This window comes from Nocardiopsis chromatogenes YIM 90109 (genome assembly GCF_000341185.1).
Lineage (GTDB): Bacteria > Actinomycetota > Actinomycetes > Streptosporangiales > Streptosporangiaceae > Nocardiopsis_A > Nocardiopsis_A chromatogenes.
This window is the reverse complement of the sequence record NZ_ANBH01000036.1, coordinates 1-15,961: the sequence shown is the minus strand read 5'-3', so window position 1 is coordinate 15,961 and position 15,961 is coordinate 1. Positions and strand designations below refer to the sequence as shown.

At 75.0% G+C, this 15,961-nt stretch carries 10 protein-coding genes and 1 pseudogene; 1 reads left to right on the top strand and 10 read right to left on the bottom strand.

Features of this window, described 5'->3' with window-relative positions; translation table 11 throughout:
• From D476_RS36005 to D476_RS0103625, 8 genes and pseudogenes are all read right to left on the bottom strand, one after another.
• Positions 1–550, bottom strand: a pseudogene (locus D476_RS36005) (ABC transporter permease); the annotation flags it as partial.
• A gap of 1,046 nt (positions 551–1,596) precedes the next feature.
• Complete coding sequence (locus tag D476_RS0103655; RefSeq protein WP_017622624.1) at positions 1,597–3,267, bottom strand: ABC transporter ATP-binding protein; 1,671 nt, start codon at positions 3,265–3,267, stop codon at positions 1,597–1,599.
• Between the two features lie 70 nt (positions 3,268–3,337).
• Positions 3,338–4,408: a BMP family lipoprotein gene (locus D476_RS0103650; protein WP_017622623.1), complete on the bottom strand. Its 1,071-nt coding sequence runs from the start codon at positions 4,406–4,408 to the stop codon at positions 3,338–3,340.
• Positions 4,409–6,006: 1,598 nt separating this feature from the next.
• Positions 6,007–6,759: an alpha/beta fold hydrolase gene (locus tag D476_RS0103645; protein ID WP_017622622.1), complete on the bottom strand. Its 753-nt coding sequence runs from the start codon at positions 6,757–6,759 to the stop codon at positions 6,007–6,009.
• 127 nt (positions 6,760–6,886) lie between these two features.
• Positions 6,887–7,246: a biotin/lipoyl-containing protein gene (locus D476_RS0103640; protein WP_017622621.1), complete on the bottom strand. Its 360-nt coding sequence runs from the start codon at positions 7,244–7,246 to the stop codon at positions 6,887–6,889.
• Entirely contained in the window at positions 7,243–8,280 is a 1,038-nt protein-coding gene (locus D476_RS0103635) for an alpha-ketoacid dehydrogenase subunit beta (protein WP_026123203.1), read from the bottom strand. Before D476_RS0103635 ends, D476_RS0103640 begins: the two co-directional genes overlap by 4 nt.
• 8 nt (positions 8,281–8,288) lie before the next feature.
• Positions 8,289–9,326 (bottom strand): thiamine pyrophosphate-dependent dehydrogenase E1 component subunit alpha, encoded by a 1,038-nt coding sequence (locus tag D476_RS0103630; RefSeq protein ID WP_017622619.1) that lies wholly within the window; start codon positions 9,324–9,326, stop codon positions 8,289–8,291.
• A 438-nt stretch (positions 9,327–9,764) separates the two neighbouring features.
• Complete coding sequence (locus D476_RS0103625) at positions 9,765–10,121, bottom strand: hypothetical protein (protein WP_017622618.1); 357 nt, start codon at positions 10,119–10,121, stop codon at positions 9,765–9,767.
• A 177-nt stretch (positions 10,122–10,298) separates the two neighbouring features.
• Between D476_RS0103625 and D476_RS31980 the strand changes: the two genes are divergently transcribed.
• Positions 10,299–10,895 (top strand): Lrp/AsnC family transcriptional regulator, encoded by a 597-nt coding sequence (locus tag D476_RS31980; RefSeq protein WP_017622617.1) that lies wholly within the window; start codon positions 10,299–10,301, stop codon positions 10,893–10,895.
• A gap of 780 nt (positions 10,896–11,675) precedes the next feature.
• Here D476_RS31980 and D476_RS0103615 read toward each other — a convergent pair.
• Positions 11,676–13,349, bottom strand: a complete 1,674-nt coding sequence (locus tag D476_RS0103615; RefSeq protein ID WP_017622616.1) for a phospho-sugar mutase — start codon at positions 13,347–13,349, stop codon at positions 11,676–11,678.
• Between the two features lie 587 nt (positions 13,350–13,936).
• Entirely contained in the window at positions 13,937–14,734 is a 798-nt protein-coding gene (locus D476_RS0103610; RefSeq protein WP_017622615.1) for a purine-nucleoside phosphorylase, read from the bottom strand.
• Positions 14,735–15,961: the final 1,227 nt, after the last annotated feature.

The window sequence follows — 15,961 nt, the reverse complement described above, 5'->3', positions numbered from 1 at the left end:
CCAGCGCCGCCAGCCGGTACTGGCCGTCGACGCCGATGTTGAACAGCCGCATGCGGAAGCCGATGGCCACCGCGACCGCGGACAGGTAGAGGGTGGAGGCGTTGTTGACGATGTTGACGAGGCTGTCGGGCCGGGTGCCGTGCGCGAGCATCTCGGAGAACGCGAACAGCGGGTCCACCCCGGTGGCCACGAGCACGGCGGCGGTGGCCAGGAGCGCGAGCACCACGGCGGTGCCGACGGCGGCCGTGGCCAGGGCCAGGTCGCGGGTGAGCCCCCGGTGGACGAGCGGCGCGGCGGCCCCGCCGACGAGCCCGCCGAGGGCGTAGGCGACCGGCTCGATGAGCCACAGGTCGGCGGCGGCCGCGACGGCGAACCCGAGGGCGACGCCCAGCACCGGGGACAGGACCAGGACGGCGCCCCGGATCAGCGGGGGCTCGTCGCCGCGCACGGCGGCGGCGAAGGCCGGGGGCAGCGCACGCGGGGCGAGGGCCGAGGCGAGGGAGGAGGCCGCGACGGCGACCGCCAGCGCCGCCGCGGCGATCAGGAACAAGTCCAGGAGCCAGGTGGCCGCGGCCGGCGGCCGCCGCGACGGCGGCAGCGGCCACCCCGGGCCAGACCTGAAGGAGGCCGCCCCGCGGGCGCGCCTCGGTGGACGCGGGGCGGGGAGCGGTGTCGGGTCCCCGTTCCCCGGGCCCCACCGGCCCTCCGGGCCGGTCCGGCCCCTCGGGCCGTTCGCCGCCGCCCGGCGGCCCGTGCTCGGCGCCGCTCATCGGCCGCCTCCGCTTCCGTTCACGTTCGTGCGGCCGTTCGGGCCGCCTTCGCTGCCCCGCGGGGTCCGGGGGGTGGGGCCGGATCGGCCGGTCCGGTCACGTCCCCTGGAACGGGGCGGCCTCCATCCCCCCAGGGCAGGGGTGTCGCCCCCTGAGCCTGGGATGACCGCCCATCGGGCCGCCGACCGGCACCGCGGCCGTCGGCCGTCCGAGAGCCGCCCGACGGGGGACGATCCCTGTCCCCGGAAAGAGCACGCCCCCTGCGCACTCCATCGGCCGCCCCGGCCGAACGCCTCGGCGAGGGCCGGTGGAATCGCCGCGAACCGCCCCGCGGACGACGGCCGCCTCCCCACCCATCGCGCGAGTGTGCGCTGGAGCGGTAGAGCCTTCAGCGACCATGGCCGTCCCACCGCGGGCGCCCGAAGGCCGCCCCACCCCGGCGGGTGCCCCGGTCGGAGCCCCCAATGCCCCGACGGGCCCACGACGGAATGCGCCGTCAGCGCCGACCTGGTCGAACGGGAGTCACGCCACTCCACGGGAGGCGGCCCGTATCGCTCCCCCCGGCGTCGCGCATCGGAGCTGTGAGGCTCAGGGCACGGCGGCCAAGCCGCCGTGAGCGCCCCGGCGGGCCGGGCGTGAAGGCGCGGCCGCACGCGCTGATCGCTCCCCTCGACGCTCCAGGGCACCGGGACCGAGCCGTCCGGAAGCCCTCCGGGGTCCACTGCCACGTACCGGCCACCGGACGCCGCCGCACCGAAGATGCCCAGGGCCGCCGCCGGGGCGTGCGGACGGCCGCCCTCATCGGCCCCGCCCGTGTCGACGGCCCTCATTCCCGGCCTCCGGCGGCGCCCTCGGGCCCGTCCGCTCCGTCCGCCTCGGCCCCGGTCTCTCCGGCGGCCTCCGGCTCCGCCGCCTCGGCCCCGTCGGGGGCCGCCAGCGGGCGCACGCCGCCCTCGTCCGACTCGTCGCCCAGGGCCACGCCCGTCATCGCCGACCCCAGCCGTTCCGGGGTCACCCGCCCGGGGTCGGCCTCGGCCACCAGCCGCCCGCGCAGGATCACCAGCAGCCGGTCGCTCATCCCGATCAGCTCGTCCAGGTCGGCCGAGACCAGCAGCACCGCCAGCCCTTCCGACCGCGCCCGGCGCAGGTGCTCCCAGATCGCCGCCTGGGCGCCCACGTCCACCCCGCGGGTCGGGTGGGCGGCCAGCAGCAGCACCGGGCCGCCGCTCATCTCCCGCCCCACGATGAGCTTCTGCTGGTTGCCGCCGCTCAGCGCGTCGGCGGCGGTGTCCACCCCGGGGGTGCGCACGTCGTAGGCGCGCACGATCCTGCGGGTGTCCTCCCGCGCCCCCTCGGCGTCGATCAGCGCCCCCTTGGCGCTGGGCGGCCGCGTCTGGTGGCCGAGCACCCGGTTCTCCCACAGCGGCGCCTCCAGCAGCAGCCCCTGCCGGTGCCGGTCCTCCGGGACGAACCCGACGCCCGCCTCGCGCACCGCCCGGGTGGGCAGGCCGGTGATGTCGGCGCCCATCAGCTCCACCCGCCCGGCGGCGGCCGGGCGGATGCCCATCACCGCCTCGATCAGCTCCGACTGGCCGTTGCCCTCGACCCCGGCGATGCCGACGATCTCGCCCCGCCGCACCCGCAGCGACACCCGGTCCAGGGCGGTCCGCCCGTCGGGGGTGCGCACGGTCAGCCCGTCCACGGCCAGTGCGGTCTCCTCGGAGGCGGTGGACGCGCGCAGCTCCGGCACCGGCAGCGACCCGCCGACCATGAGGGCGGCCAGCTCCCGCGCGGTGGTGCGCGCCGGGTCCACCGTGTCCACGGTGGTGCCGCGGCGGATGACGGTGACGGTGTCGGCGACCCGCAGCACCTCGTCCAGCTTGTGCGAGATGAAGATGACGGTGAGCCCCTCGCGCTTGAGCTCGCGCAGGTTCTCGAAGAGCTCGTCGACCTCCTGGGGCACCAGCACCGCCGTCGGCTCGTCGAGGATGACGATGCGCGCGCCCCGGTAGAGCACCTTGAGGATCTCCAGGCGCTGGCGGTCGCCCACCCCCAGCTCCTCGGTGAGCGCGTCGGGGCGCACCCCCAGCCCGTACTGGCCGGACAGCTCCTCGACCCGCCGCCGGGCGCGGGCTCCGATGCCGTAGGCGGCCTCGGCGCCCAGCACGGTGTTCTCCAGGACCGTGAGGTTGTCGGCCAGCATGAAGTGCTGGTGCACCATGCCGATGCCGTGCCGGATGGCGTCCGCCGGGGAGGAGAGCACCACCTCCTCCCCGTCGACGCGCACCGTCCCCTCATCGGGCCGGTGCAGCCCGTAGAGGGTCTTCATCAGCGTCGACTTGCCCGCGCCGTTCTCGCCCACGATGGCGTGCACGGTCCCGGCCGCCACCTCGATGTCGATGTCGTGGTTGGCCACCACGCCGGGGAACCGCTTGGTGATCCCCCGCAGCTCGACCGCCGGCGGGGGCCGCTCGTCGGCCGCCTGCGCCCTGCCCATCTTCCTCCCGTCGGTGCTCCGCCCCGCGCCTCCGGGCGCGGGCGGGGTGCCCGCCCGCGCCCGGTGCCCGTCAGGAGGAGGAGACCTCGATCTCCCCGTCGATGATCTGCTGCTTGGCCTCTTCCAGCTCGTCGCCGATCTCGCCCATGGCCTCCTCGTTGGAGTCGGCGTAGTCGACGCCGCCGTCGGACAGGTCGAAGCGCTGGACGCCGGACTCGACCTCGCCGTCGGCCACGGCGGAGACGAACTCGAAGACGGCGGTGTCGATGCGCTTCATCGCGGAGGTGATGACGAGGGGCTTCTGCGCGTCGGTGGCGCTCTCGTACTGGTCGCTGTCGACGCCGATGAAGTACTTGTCCTCCTCTTCGGCGGCCTCCAGCACGCCGTTCCCGGAGGCCCCGGAGGCGTGGTAGATCACGTCGGCCCCGGCGTCGTACTGGCTGCGGGCGGCCGACTTGCCCGCCGCGGGGTCCTGGAACCCGCCCATGTCCGGGGGCTGGCTCAGGTACTGGGTCTCGATCTCGATGCCGTCGTCGACGTGCTCGACCCCGGCGGTGAACCCGGACTCGAACTTCTCGATCAGCGGGGTCTGCACGCCCCCGACGAAGCCGACGTGGTCCTCCTCGGTGGTGTGCGCGGCCGCGACCCCGGCCAGGAAGGAGGCCTCCTCCTCGGCGAAGACGAGGCTGGTGACGTTGTCGAGGTCGTCGATCTCCTCGTCGATGATGGCGAAGTGCACGTCCGGGTAGTCCGGGGCGACCTCGCGCAGCGGCTCGGCGTAGGCGAAGCCGACCGCGATGACCACGTCGAAGTCCTGGTCGGCCATGAGGCGCAGCCGGTCGACCTTGGCGCTGTCGGGTTCGTCGTTGCTCGGCTCCAGGTCGTTGACCTCGGCGACGCCCAGCTCCTCCTCGACGCGCTGGAGCCCGCGGTAGGCGGAGTCGTTGAAGGACTTGTCGCCGCGCCCGCCGATGTCGTAGGCCAGGCCGACCCGCAGGTCGGAGGCGGAGTCGCCGCCCCCTTCCCCGCCGCCGTCCCCGCCGTCGGCTGGGCCCCCGGGGTCGTCGCAGGCGGACAGGGCGAAGGCGAGGGTCCCGGCCGCCACGGCGGCGGCACCCCTGGCGGCGATCGTGCGTCTCACAGTTCATCTCCCCTTCGAGCACCGCGCCGGCCCGGGTCACGGGCCGGCCACCGGGCCGTGGCACGGCCGGGTCATGTCGCCGGACGATATCCGTTTAGGGGAATTGCCACCATTAGCGCCGGAAAGGTTGTTACGAAGGCGAGAGGAGAGCGTTGTCGGAATCACCGAAAAACGTCGGATGAATGCCGTCCCGTCACGGAAACGGACCGCTTCAATACCGACTGCGATTCGGCTGAATCAATGCGAAACGGACAGAAAACGGAAACGGCGCCACCGAGTATCGACGATCCCGGGGGCGGTGCGGCCGAACGGCGGGGCACCCCGAACGCCCTGCCGCTCCTCCGGGGACGGCGTCCGCTGGAGCGGTGGAACCTCCGGCGGNGGAGGCGGCCCGCCGACAGGCGGGGCGCCGGTCGGGGCGCAGGTCGGGACGGCGACGCAGGGGCGGGGCCGCCCGGCACCGTGACGACCGCGCTGACCTGGTCGGACGGAACGGAAATGACACCCCTCCAGCGGACGTGCCCGCTCCGGGACCGGGAGCGGAAACGCTCAGGGCGGCCGAAACGGGGACTTTGGGCACGTGTGGCCGCTGATTCCGGTGGCGGCTCCCCGGCGATCCCCGGGCCCGGAACGTCCCCTCCCGGGGATCGCCGGGGCGCCGGAGGCCCGGGGACGGTATTACGGCCATTCAGCTCGACCGAATGTGGCCGTAACACCGCCCTCATTTCTCTGGCGCCCCGTAAATCACATGCGAAACGGGAAGCACAGGCCCCGCGGGACACACAGCTTGCCGGGCCGGACGAAGCCGATCCCGCCCTCCCCCGGCCTCCTGCTGCGGCGCGCTCCCTTTCCCCCCGGTCGGTTCACATCGGCTGGAGTGGTGACATTTCCGTTCCGACCGACCAGGTCAGCGCGCTCGTCGTGGCGTTGGGGCGGCCCTACCCCCGCGTCGGCGCCCTGGCCGTCGGCCTGCGGCCGCCCGCCCATGACGACCATGGCCGCCGAACGTTCCACCGCTCCAGCGACACCGTTGGCGAATTCGGTGGGGAGTTCACCCAAGGCGCGGGCGAGCGAATCGACAGGTCCGGGTGGTGGCCGACGCTACTCCAGTGGGCCTGTGCATCCGCGCGGACCGGGGACACCGCGACGACCGGGGGCACGTGCCGCGGAGGTCCCGCCCGACCCGCGGTAGAACGGTCTGCGCAGGACGATGACCCCGCCCGGGGCACGGGGACGCGGAAACACGACAGCCCCCGATCCCGCCCTACATCGCCTCGGCGTCCTGCTGGGAGGTCACGTCCACGGAACTTCCGCCCGGCCGGGTCGCCCGCTGAATACGGCTCTGGGACCGACCGGGCCGCCTTCAGGCCAGCACGATCGTCACGCCTCGGGCGACCCTGCCCCTGCATCGGTGCTCCGACCGGCGCCCCGCCTGTCGGCGGGCCGCACGGGCGCCGTGCCCGGGCAGGCACACGTCCGGGCCGTCAAGGGCCCGACCGGGGCGTCTCCTGAGGCCGAACGGTCCCGGCCGCCGCGCGTGGCACCGACCCCGACACACACTCCGACGGGGACGGCCCCTGTGGCCTCTCCGGCTCCTCTCAGGCCCCGCCGCTGCCCGCGGGCGCCTCCACCGCCAGGAAGTCCCGCACGGCCTCCTTGAGCGCCCGCGCCGACACCGCGGTTGCGTGGTCCCGCTTCGGGATCCGCACCACCTGTGTGCCGCAGCGCTCGGCCAGCTCCTCCACGTCCTCGGCCACCGCGTCCCGTTCCCCCGCCGCGAACAGCATGGGCGCACCCGGCACCGGCTCAGGGGTGAACGGCCGCGACGCCTGCCCGCGCGCGCACGCCGCCAGCGCCTCCATGTCGTTGCCGGGCAGCGTCGCCGCCACCCGGTACAGCCGTCCGAACGGCGAGTCATCCCGCTCCAGCGCGTACAGGTCGGCCCCGGCGAAGGGGTCCCTCGGGCCGAACCCCGCCAGCACCAGGCGGCGCACCCGGTGGGGGTGGCGCAGCGCCAGCTCCCAGGCGTTGCGCGAGCCCATCGAGTACGCGAGGACGTCGACCCGGTCCGCGCCCACCGCGTCCAGAACGTGCACCACGTCCTCGGCGATCCGCTCGGGCGTGTAGGCGTCGTCGTCGTGCGGCTTGCCGCTGCCGCCGTGCCCGCGCAGGTCGGGGGCGATCGTCGCGCGCCCCTCCAAGGCGGCGGGCCACCCGGCCCGCACCCAGTTCATCTCGTGGTTCGACCCGAACCCGTGCAGCAGCAGGACGGGAGGCGCCCCGCCCGCTGCGGCGGGGTCCCCCTCGACCATGCACCGGATGGGCACCTCTGCGGGGAAGACCTGGTCCATTTCCCACCGTTTCCCGGCGTCACCGGCACATGGCGCGGCCACGCAGCGTCGTCTCCACCGTGACCGGGCCTCCCGGAGCGGCCGGACCCCTTTTCGGCCCGGCCCGCGGTCGCCCGGTCGCTCCTGCTCACTCCTGCGGCGGACGCAGGCGCCCCCGCCGCCGCGGCGGCTCGTCCTCCGTCGGGACCCGCCCCACGATCCCCGACTGCGCGCCGGTGCGGCCGTCCCCGGCCGGCGCCTCCACCGCGAAGGTGACCAGGGGCGCCCCCACCTGGACCACCTCGCCCTCGGCGGCGTGCAGCCGCACGATGGTGCCGCCGTGCGGGGAGGGGATCTCCACGGCCGACTTGGTGGTCTCCAGCTCCACCAGCGGGGCGTTGCGCGCGATCTCGTCGCCGGGGGCGGCCAGCCATTCCAGGACGGTGGCCTCGACCAGGCCCTCGCCCAGGTCGGGCAGGGTGAAGGTGCGCTCGGTGGTGTCGGTCATGGGCGCTCGTACTCCAGGGTCCTCTGCACGGCGGACAGGATGCGGTCGATGGTGGGCAGGTACTGCGGCTCCAGCGGCCCGGCCGGGTAGGGCACGTCGAACCCGGCCACCCGCTCCACCGGGGCGGCCAGCGCGCCGAAGGCGCGCTCGGTGATCAGGGAGCCGACCTCCGCCCCCAGGCCCGCGGTCAGCGGCGCCTCGTGCACCACCACCGCCCGGCGGGTGCGGGCCGCCGAGGCGGCCAGCCCCTCGGCGTCGATCGGCTTGAGCCAGCGCAGGTCCACCACCTCCAGCTCCACCCCGTCCTCGGCGGCGTACTCGGCGGCCTGCAGGCACCGGTGCACCATGGCCCCCCACGCCACCAGCGTGGCGTGCCGGCCGGGGCGGAGCACGCGGCTGCGGCCCACCGGCATGTCGTCGGCGCCGGCGGCGGTGTCCACCGGGCGGCGCTCCCAGTAGCGGGCCTTGGGCTCCATATAGACGACGGGGTCGTCGCAGCGCACCGCCTGCACCAGCAGCCGGTAGGCGTCCTGCGGGTCGGAGGGCGCGCACACCTTGAGTCCGGGCACGTGCGCGAAGAGCGCCTCCAGGCTCTCCCCGTGGTGCTCGGGTGCCTGGATGCCGCCGAAGCTCGGCAGGCGCAGGGTGACCGGCATCGGTGCGGCGCCGCGGCTGCGGTAGTGCATCCGGGCGAGCTGGTTGACGATCTGGTCCACGGCCGGGTAGGCGAACCCGTCGAACTGCAGCTCGGGGATGGGCCGCCAGCCGTTCATGGCCAGGCCCACCGCCATGCCGACGATGGCGGACTCGGCCAGCGGGGTGTCGAAGACGCGCTCGGAGCCGAAGTCGCGCTGCAGGCCGTCGGTGACCCGGAAGACGCCGCCGAGGGCGCCCACGTCCTCGCCGAAGACCAGGGTGCCGGGGTCCTGTTCGAGAACGGTGCGCAGGGCGGCGTTGATCGCCTGCTGCATCGACATCTCGCGGCCCCCGGCCGCGGGGGCGGGCCTGCGGGCGGCCGCGGCCGCCTCGGTCATCGTGCCGGTCACGGCCGGACCTCCTCGTGCCAGACGCGCTGCTGCCGGGCGAGCTCCTCGGTGGGCTCGCGGAAGACGTGGGCGAACAGGTCGGTGCCCTCGGGCTCGGGGGCCGCGGCGACCCCGTCGCGGACGGCCTCGGCGCGCTCCCGGGCCTCGTGCGCGGCCTGTTCGAAGAAGGCGGGGTCGCCGCTGCCGTCGGCCTCCATGCGCGCCCGCAGGAGGGTCAGCGGGTCGCGGTCGCGCCAGGCGCGCTCCTCCCCGGCGTCCCGGTAGCGGGAGGTGTCGTCGGAGGTGGAGTGCGGCTCCACCCGGTAGGTGAGCGCCTCGATGAGGCTGGGCCCCTGCCCCGAGCGGGCGCGCTCCAGCGCCTGGGCGGTGGCGCGGTGGACGGCGGCGGCGTCGTTCCCGTCGACCGCCGTGCCCGGCATGCCGTAGCCCTGGGCGCGGGCGGCGACCGAGCCGCCCGCGACCTGCCGGTCGTTGGGCACCGACAGGGCCCACCGGTTGTTCTGGCAGAAGAACACCACCGGGGCCCGGTAGACGGCCGCGAAGTTCATCGCCTCGTGCACGTCGCCCTCGGAGCTGGCGCCGTCGCCGAAGTAGGCCACCGCGCAGCCGGACCCGCCGCGCAGCCGCTCGCCGACCGCCCAGCCGACCGCGTGCGGCACCGGTCCGCCCACGACCGCGTTCAGGCTGGAGAAGCGGGAGGCCATCGGGTCGTACAGGCCGCCGTGCCACAGGGCCCGGTGGCTGGCCATGTAGCCGACCATGTCCACACCCATCGCCAGGGCCACGCCCATCTCCCGGTAGGTCGGGAAGGCGAAGTCGCGCTCGGTGTCGAGCGCCGCCGCCCCGGCGACCTGGGCGGCCTCCTGCCCGCGCAGGGAGACGTAGGCGGGGAAGACGCCCTGGCGCTGCAGGGCGATCGCCTCCTCGTCGATGCGCCGCGCGGTGAGCATCTCGCGGTAGCAGCGCCGCGCGAGGTCGGGGCCGAACTCCGGGTGGGGGTCGGGCCCGGCGTGTGTGGGGCTCGGCATCGTCATGAGGGGCGGCTCCCTTATCACCGGCATGACCGCGGTGTCGGTGGGTCGGTGTCGCGTTCGGGTGTGTCGGCGTTCCGGCCGTCCCCGGCGGTCGGCCCGGGACGGTCGGTGACGTATCGGTCCACGTGCCCCGATTCTGGACAGGAGATCGACAGTTGCGCTAGATATCGACGCAAAGTCGAAACAATTGCGAACGAAATATGGATTTTGCTCCGCTATCGTCTAACCATGAAGGACGTAATCAGGCCGTGGGCGGAGGTCGTTCGAGACGGCCCCACCGACGGGGCCGCACGGGACGGGCCGCGCCGGGGCCCGGCAGAGGCCGCGGCACGGCGGCGGGGCGCGCGAACGGCAGGGCCGGGGCGAGGGGCGCCGGAGACGCACACGCCCGGCGTCCATGAGCGGGGAGAGGCGGCGCCGGTCGCGACCGCCCCCGGCTCACAGGTCCGGGAAGGGGTCCTCGGGCAGGCCCTCGTCGCCGATCTCGGCGTCGCAGGCGTTGATCACCGAGACGTACTCCTCCTCCACCTCGAAGGTGTGGCCGCCCAGCTCGAATGCGGGGATGAGATTTGTCTCCACCGGGCCGATGCGCACCCCCCGGGGGAAGACGTGCCAGATGCGCTTGGGGCGGGTGCGGCTCCAGAACCGGTTGGAGACCACCGTGATGGCCGAGTCGGTGACCACGAACACGAAGAAGACCGTCTCGTTCCACGAGGCCGGGAAGATGTAGCGGATGTCCTCGCCCGCGGGCAGGAAGCCGCGGACGCGTTCGCGGACTTCGGCGGAGACCGGCATGGCGCATCCTTCCCATGGGCGGCCGTCCGCGCGGAGCGCGGGTCGGGGGCGGCCGCCGACCCATCCTAGGCGGGGCCGCGCCGCCCCACCCCGTCTCACCGGTCAAGACGATAATGGACTAAACCGTCTCATACCTGGTACTTCGTTTCTGAGCACCCGCACCCATGGAGACGCCGCATGGCCCACGGGGACACCCGACCCGGACCAGACGCCCCGCCCGGCGCCGATGCCGTGACCGGCACCGGCGCCGAGCCCGACCGCCCCCGCGCCGCGGCCGCCCCGGACCGCTCCCGCGCCCGCACGCGGCGCGCCGCCCGGCTGCCCGACGCCACCGACGAGGTGATCATCTCCGCCCTGTCCGAAGACGCCCGCACCGGCATCACCGAGATCGCGGCACTGGCCAACGTGTCCCGCGCGACGGCCTACAACCGCATCAAGCGCCTGACCGACGACGGCATCATCCGCGGCTACTCGGTGATCGCCGACCACGCCCGGATGGGGCTGGGGGTGACCGCCCTGGTCCTGATCTCCGGCAGCCAGCCGGACTGGCGCGCCAACCGGGAGGTGCTGTCGTCCTACCCCGAGGTCGAATACTGCTGGTACGTGGTGGGGTCCGCCGACATCGTGCTGCTGGTACGCGTCGCCGACACCGACCAGCTGCGCGACCTGATCCTGACCCGGCTGCAATCCCTGCCGGGGGTGACCGCGACCCAGACCCTCACCGTCATCGACGAGGTGGTGCACCGCCCCGTCGTCCGCCCGGCCGAGGACTGACGGCGCGGGCACGGCCGACCGCCGTCCCGCCGCCTCCCTCCCCGGCCACGACCCCCGCCCGCACGCGCGAACGTACGCCTCCGGCCCGCTCCTGGAGGCCTCGTCGCGTCACGCCGCCGCCCTACCGGTTGCCGCGGGCGGTCGTGCACTCTGGAATGGCGCGATCTCCATCCGGCCAGGTCGGCACGGCCGGTACGGCGCCAGAGCGGGCCCGGCCGTACGTCGGCACCCCGACCGGCGCCCCGCCCGTGACGGCGTCCGCCGGTACGGTGGAAATCTCGGCGGCCATGGCCGCCGTGGGGGGGCGGCCGAACTCCGACCACAGATGGGGAAACCGGTCAGGGCACCGACGTAGAGGCGGGTCCGCCCCGAGGCCGTGGCGTTCGCGTCGGCCGGGTCGGACAGAAGCCGCACCTCTCCAACAGACGCCACGCTGCGGGCCGGAAAGGGGCGTACGCCTGAATCCCCCGGCCGCCCATTGCGGCGGAGGGACGGTGTCCTCGAAAGCGGCCCATCGGCCCCCTTGGGCGCGCGCCGACAGGCAGGGCGCCGGTCGGGGTGCCGACGCACGGGCGGGGCCGCCCCGACACCGCGACGACCGCACGGACCAGGCCGGACGGAAATGGCACCTCTCCAACGGACGCGACCGCAGGGCGCCGGTCGGGGCTCCGCAGAAGGGCCGGACCAGGTTCGGCCCGGAGCCGCTGCGTCAGCGTCGAACCGGTCGGACGGCGATCACGTCCTCTCCTACCGCACGTGACCGGCGGTGGACGCGCGCCCTCACATCACCCGGGCCACGGCCTCCTTCAGCTCCTCCAGGTAGGCGTCGGCCTCCCGCCGCACGTCGTCGATCTCGTCGACGACCGGTAGCACGACCTCCAGGTACGCCTTCAGCTTCGGCTCGGTCCCCGAGGGGCGCAGCGTCACGCGCCCGCGCGCGCCGCCGCCCAGCCGGTAGCGCAAGGCGTCGGTCGGCGGAAGCCCGTCCAGCCCGGGGGCGAAGTCCTCCACCCCCTCCACCTCCAGCGGCCCGAAGGCGCGCGGGGTATCGGCGCGCAGGCGCTCCATGGCCCCGGCGATCCGGGCCGCGTCGTCGGTCCGCAGCGACACCTGGCCCGTGCGGTGCAGCCCGTAGGCGCGCGCCTGGTCGTCCAGCAGGTCGAGCAGGGTGCGCCCGGCGCGCTTCGCGCGCGCGGCGATCCCGGCCAGGACCAGCGCCGCGCCGATCCCGTCCTTGTCCAGCACAGGGCGGCCGTCGTCACCGCCGATGCAGTAGCCCAGGGCCTCCTCGTAGCTGAAAACGTTGCGCTCGCCGGGTCCGCCCGCGCGGACCAGCCACTTGAAGCCCGTGAGCGTCTCGGCGCAGCGCACGCCGTGCGCGGCGGCGATCTTCGGCAGCAGCCCGGCCGACACGATGGTGGTGGCCACCACCCGGTCGGCGCCCGAGGTCTCGCGCAGCACCTGCTCGGCGAGCAGGCCGCCCACCTCGTCGCCGGTCAGCAGCCGCCCGCCGGGGGCGCCGGGTACGCCCACGGCGAGACGGTCGGCGTCGGGGTCGTTGGCCAGGACGATGTCGGCGCCGACACGCCGCCCCTCGGCCATGGCGGCGTCCATCACCCCCGGCTCCTCGGGGTTGGGGAAGGGGGCGGTGGGAAAGTCGGGGTCGGGGTCGTCCTGCTCGGCGACGCCGTACGGGGCGGGGATACCGGCCTCGGCGAAGGCGGCACGCAGCACCGGGCCGCCGACGCCGTGCAGGGGCGTGTAGCAGACGCGCACGTCGCGGTCGTCGCCGATGGGCAGGGCGGCCACGGCGGCGGCGTACTCGGCGGTCAGGCCCTCGGGCGCCGGGGTGACGTCGGTGCCCCGGGGCAGTTCGTCCGCGAAGGGGGCCGCGTCGATGGCGGTGGAGATCTCCACGTCCGAGGGCGGGATGATCTGCGCGCCCGCCTCGCCGGGCGCGGCGCCCCCGGCAGTGCCCTGGAAGACCTTGTAGCCGCTGTCGCGGGCGGGGTTGTGGCTTGCGGTGACCATCACCCCGGCGGCGGCACGCAGGCGGCGCACGGCGTAGGCGAGCACGGGGGTGGGCAGCGGGCCGGGGAGGAGTACGGGGCGGCAACCGGCCCCGGCCAGGACCTCGGCGGTGGCACGGGCGAAGTCGGCGGAACGGTGGCGGGCGTCGTACCCGACGGCGACGACGGCGCCGGGCCCGGCCCATTCGGCGACCCCGGCGGCCGCGCGCATGGCGACGGCGGTGTTCATCCGGTTGGGTCCGGCCCCGAGCTCGCCGCGCAGGCCCGCGGTGCCGAACTCCAGGTGGGCCCCGAACCGGTCGGCGAGGGCCGCGTCGTCGCCGGAGTCCAGCAGGGCGGCGAGCTCGGCGCGGGTGGCGGGGTCGGGGTCGTGGGCCAGCCATTCGCGCGCACGGTCGCGCAGGACGGCCGCGGTCTCCTCCATGCGAACGCCTTTCTGACGCAGAGGGTGCGCCCCGGTCGCCCGGGCGTCCGCCAGCCTACTCCGCGGACGTCGACGGGGAACGGCCTTTTGGGCCCCGACAGGGGCCGCAGCGGCGGACTCCGTCGTCGCGAAGCGCGCCCTTGAACCGGTGGACCGCGGACCGCCGGGCATTCACACGACGTGCGCCCCGACGACGAGAGCACCGGCACGCCTGCCGTGAACACCCCGGGATCGGGCAGGCCGCCCGGGTCGGGCAGCGTTCCTTGAGAAGGCCCCATCGCCCACCGGGAACGAGGCGGTCCCCTCGCCACCCGGCGACCAGCACGCCGCTCGGGCCCCGAGCCCACCCCTTGTCCGGCCTCCTGCGCCCACCCGGCGCTCGGTGACGGCGTCCGCATCCGGCCGCCCGCTGCCTGGGCCGGTCACCGCGTGGCCGTTCGCCGCCTGGGCCGGTCACCGCCTGGCCGGTCGCCGGTCAGGGCTCCGACGGTGGACCAGGCCCACCACACAGCCATGACGTGCCTGGCCGCCCCGGCTCCGGCCGCCGAAGGCTCCCTCGCTCCTCCTCCGCTCCGCGGGGAGCCGACTCAGAGCTTGCCCACCACACCCGCCAGCAGGCCGCCGAGTCCGGCGGCGGCCTCGCGGCCGGTGTCCAGGACCTCCTTGTGGCCCAAGGGCTGGTCCGACAGGCCCGCCGCGATGTTGGTGACCAGCGAGATACCGAGCACCGAGGCCCCTAGGGAGCGGGCCGCGATCGCCTCCAGTGCGGTGGACATGCCCACCAGGTCGGCCCCGAGCGCGCGCAGCATGCGGATCTCGGCGGGGGTCTCGAACTGCGGGCCGGGCATGGCCGCGTAGACGCCCTCCGGCAGCGAGGGGTCGACCTCGTGCGCCAGCGCGCGCAGGCGCGGGTCGTACAGGGTCGTCAGGTCGACGAACTCCGCACCGGTCAGGGGCGAGCGCGCGGTGAGGTTGATGTGGTCGGCGATGAGGACCGGGCTTCCCACCGGCACATCCGAACGCAGACCGCCCGCGGCGTTGGTGAGCACGATGGTCTGGGCCCCGGCTTGGACGGCCGTGCGCACCGCGTGCGCGACGGCGTCGGCGCCGTGCCCCTCGTACAGGTGGGTGCGGCCGAGGAAGACGAGCACCTCGCCGCCGCCGGACCGCACGGCGCGCACCGTCCCGGCGTGCCCGGTGACCGCGGGCGGTGGGAAGCCGGGCAGGTCGGTGACGGGGACCTCCTCGACGGTCTCCCCCAGCGCATCGGCGGCCGGTCCCCAGCCCGAGCCCAGGACGACGGCGGCGCGGAAGGAATCGGTACCGGTGCGCTCGCGCAGCGCGTCCGCTGCCTCTCCGGCTCTGGCGATCGGGTCGGTGCTCACGGGTCGCGTTCTCCTCACGGTGGTCCGGTCGGCCGCGACCGCCCGCATGGTGGGGACGGTCGCGGGAATGCCGCTTGGGGCATCCTTTCCCGTCCCGGCGGTCGAAGGCAACGGTGGCCGCGCCGGGCGCCCCCGTGTGTCGCCGACGATGGGCGAGAAGGCGAGAGCACGGCGGACCACGCCGGAAGTCCCAGGTCAGACTGACCAGGAGAGCGGTCTTGAGAGACGGCGAAGAGCGGGGCCAGGCCGAAGAAGCCCGTCATTCCGCCGATGGCGCCCGCCGGTCAGCCAGAGCACCAAGCACCAGAACGGGGACGGGTCCGACAATGGGCGGCGACGAAGCAAGCGGGGCGGTTCCCCGGCCCCACCTGCCGAGCGGCAGGCCCCTCGCGGTCCAGGTGGACAGCGGGCGGCAGAGCCGGTGCCCCACTCCCCGGCCCCGGCCGGGCGGCAGGCCGCCGGGGTGCCAGGTGGAGGCGGCGACGACGAAGGTCGGCGGCCCCTCCGGCAGCGCCGTCGGCCGCCCGGCGCGCGGGTGGTCGCCGTGATGGGCGGCGACGGCGAGAGCGGGGCGGTTCCCTGATCCTGCCTGCCGGGCGGCGGGTTCCTCGCGGTCCGGGAGGGCGGCGCGGCACCCGGGGTTCGCGCTCTTCCGCATCCGTGGCGGCCGCCGGGCCGGCGCGGTGAACCCCCCCAGTCCTGTGGCCTGGGCGGATACTCCGCGTTAGGTGCGGGCGGGGGCGGGAAACGCGCCCAGCGACACCCACGGACGTCCCGGAGCGACGAAGACCGCGACACCAGAACAGGTTCTAGAGGTGAAATGTCTTGTTCATTCCTGTCTGAGGTGTTCCGACTGAGCGCGGGGGCAGGCGCTGGGCCGCCGGGTCCCGTCCGCCGGGCCCCAAGAGGCCGCGCGGGGCCGATATCGGCTACACACGGTGACGCCAGGCCTGGCAAACGGCCCTGGTGTGCCGTTTAAGGCCCTCCAAGCACCGGATCCCGTTCACATGTCGCGATGAACGTACACCGGCACCGCCCGCCGGGCCGCCCCGGGCGTCGAACAGGGCGCGGGAGGCCTGTCTGCGCCCCGAGAATCGGGCGAAGCGGACACCGGGCCGGTAGCGGCGGACCCAAACCCGCCTTTCGGACCCCGCGAGCACCCCTGCGGGCATCCTGCGCGGCGGAACCGCCACGCAACCGCCGACCAGGCACCGGTTCCGCCAGGCA

What these genes read in the sequence shown, in the direction of transcription:
- D476_RS0103630 (WP_017622619.1), bottom strand. Translation starts at nt 9,326, where the DNA reads ATGACGATGCCGAGCCCCACACACGCCGGGCCCGACCCCCACCCGGAG.
- D476_RS31980 (WP_017622617.1), top strand. Translation starts at nt 10,299, where the DNA reads ATGGCCCACGGGGACACCCGACCCGGACCAGACGCCCCGCCCGGCGCC.
- D476_RS0103625 (WP_017622618.1), bottom strand. Translation starts at nt 10,121, where the DNA reads ATGCCGGTCTCCGCCGAAGTCCGCGAACGCGTCCGCGGCTTCCTGCCC.
- D476_RS0103615 (WP_017622616.1), bottom strand. Translation starts at nt 13,349, where the DNA reads ATGGAGGAGACCGCGGCCGTCCTGCGCGACCGTGCGCGCGAATGGCTG.
- D476_RS0103640 (WP_017622621.1), bottom strand. Translation starts at nt 7,246, where the DNA reads ATGACCGACACCACCGAGCGCACCTTCACCCTGCCCGACCTGGGCGAG.
- D476_RS0103655 (WP_017622624.1), bottom strand. Translation starts at nt 3,267, where the DNA reads ATGGGCAGGGCGCAGGCGGCCGACGAGCGGCCCCCGCCGGCGGTCGAG.
- D476_RS0103645 (WP_017622622.1), bottom strand. Translation starts at nt 6,759, where the DNA reads ATGGACCAGGTCTTCCCCGCAGAGGTGCCCATCCGGTGCATGGTCGAG.
- D476_RS0103635 (WP_026123203.1), bottom strand. Translation starts at nt 8,280, where the DNA reads ATGACCGAGGCGGCCGCGGCCGCCCGCAGGCCCGCCCCCGCGGCCGGG.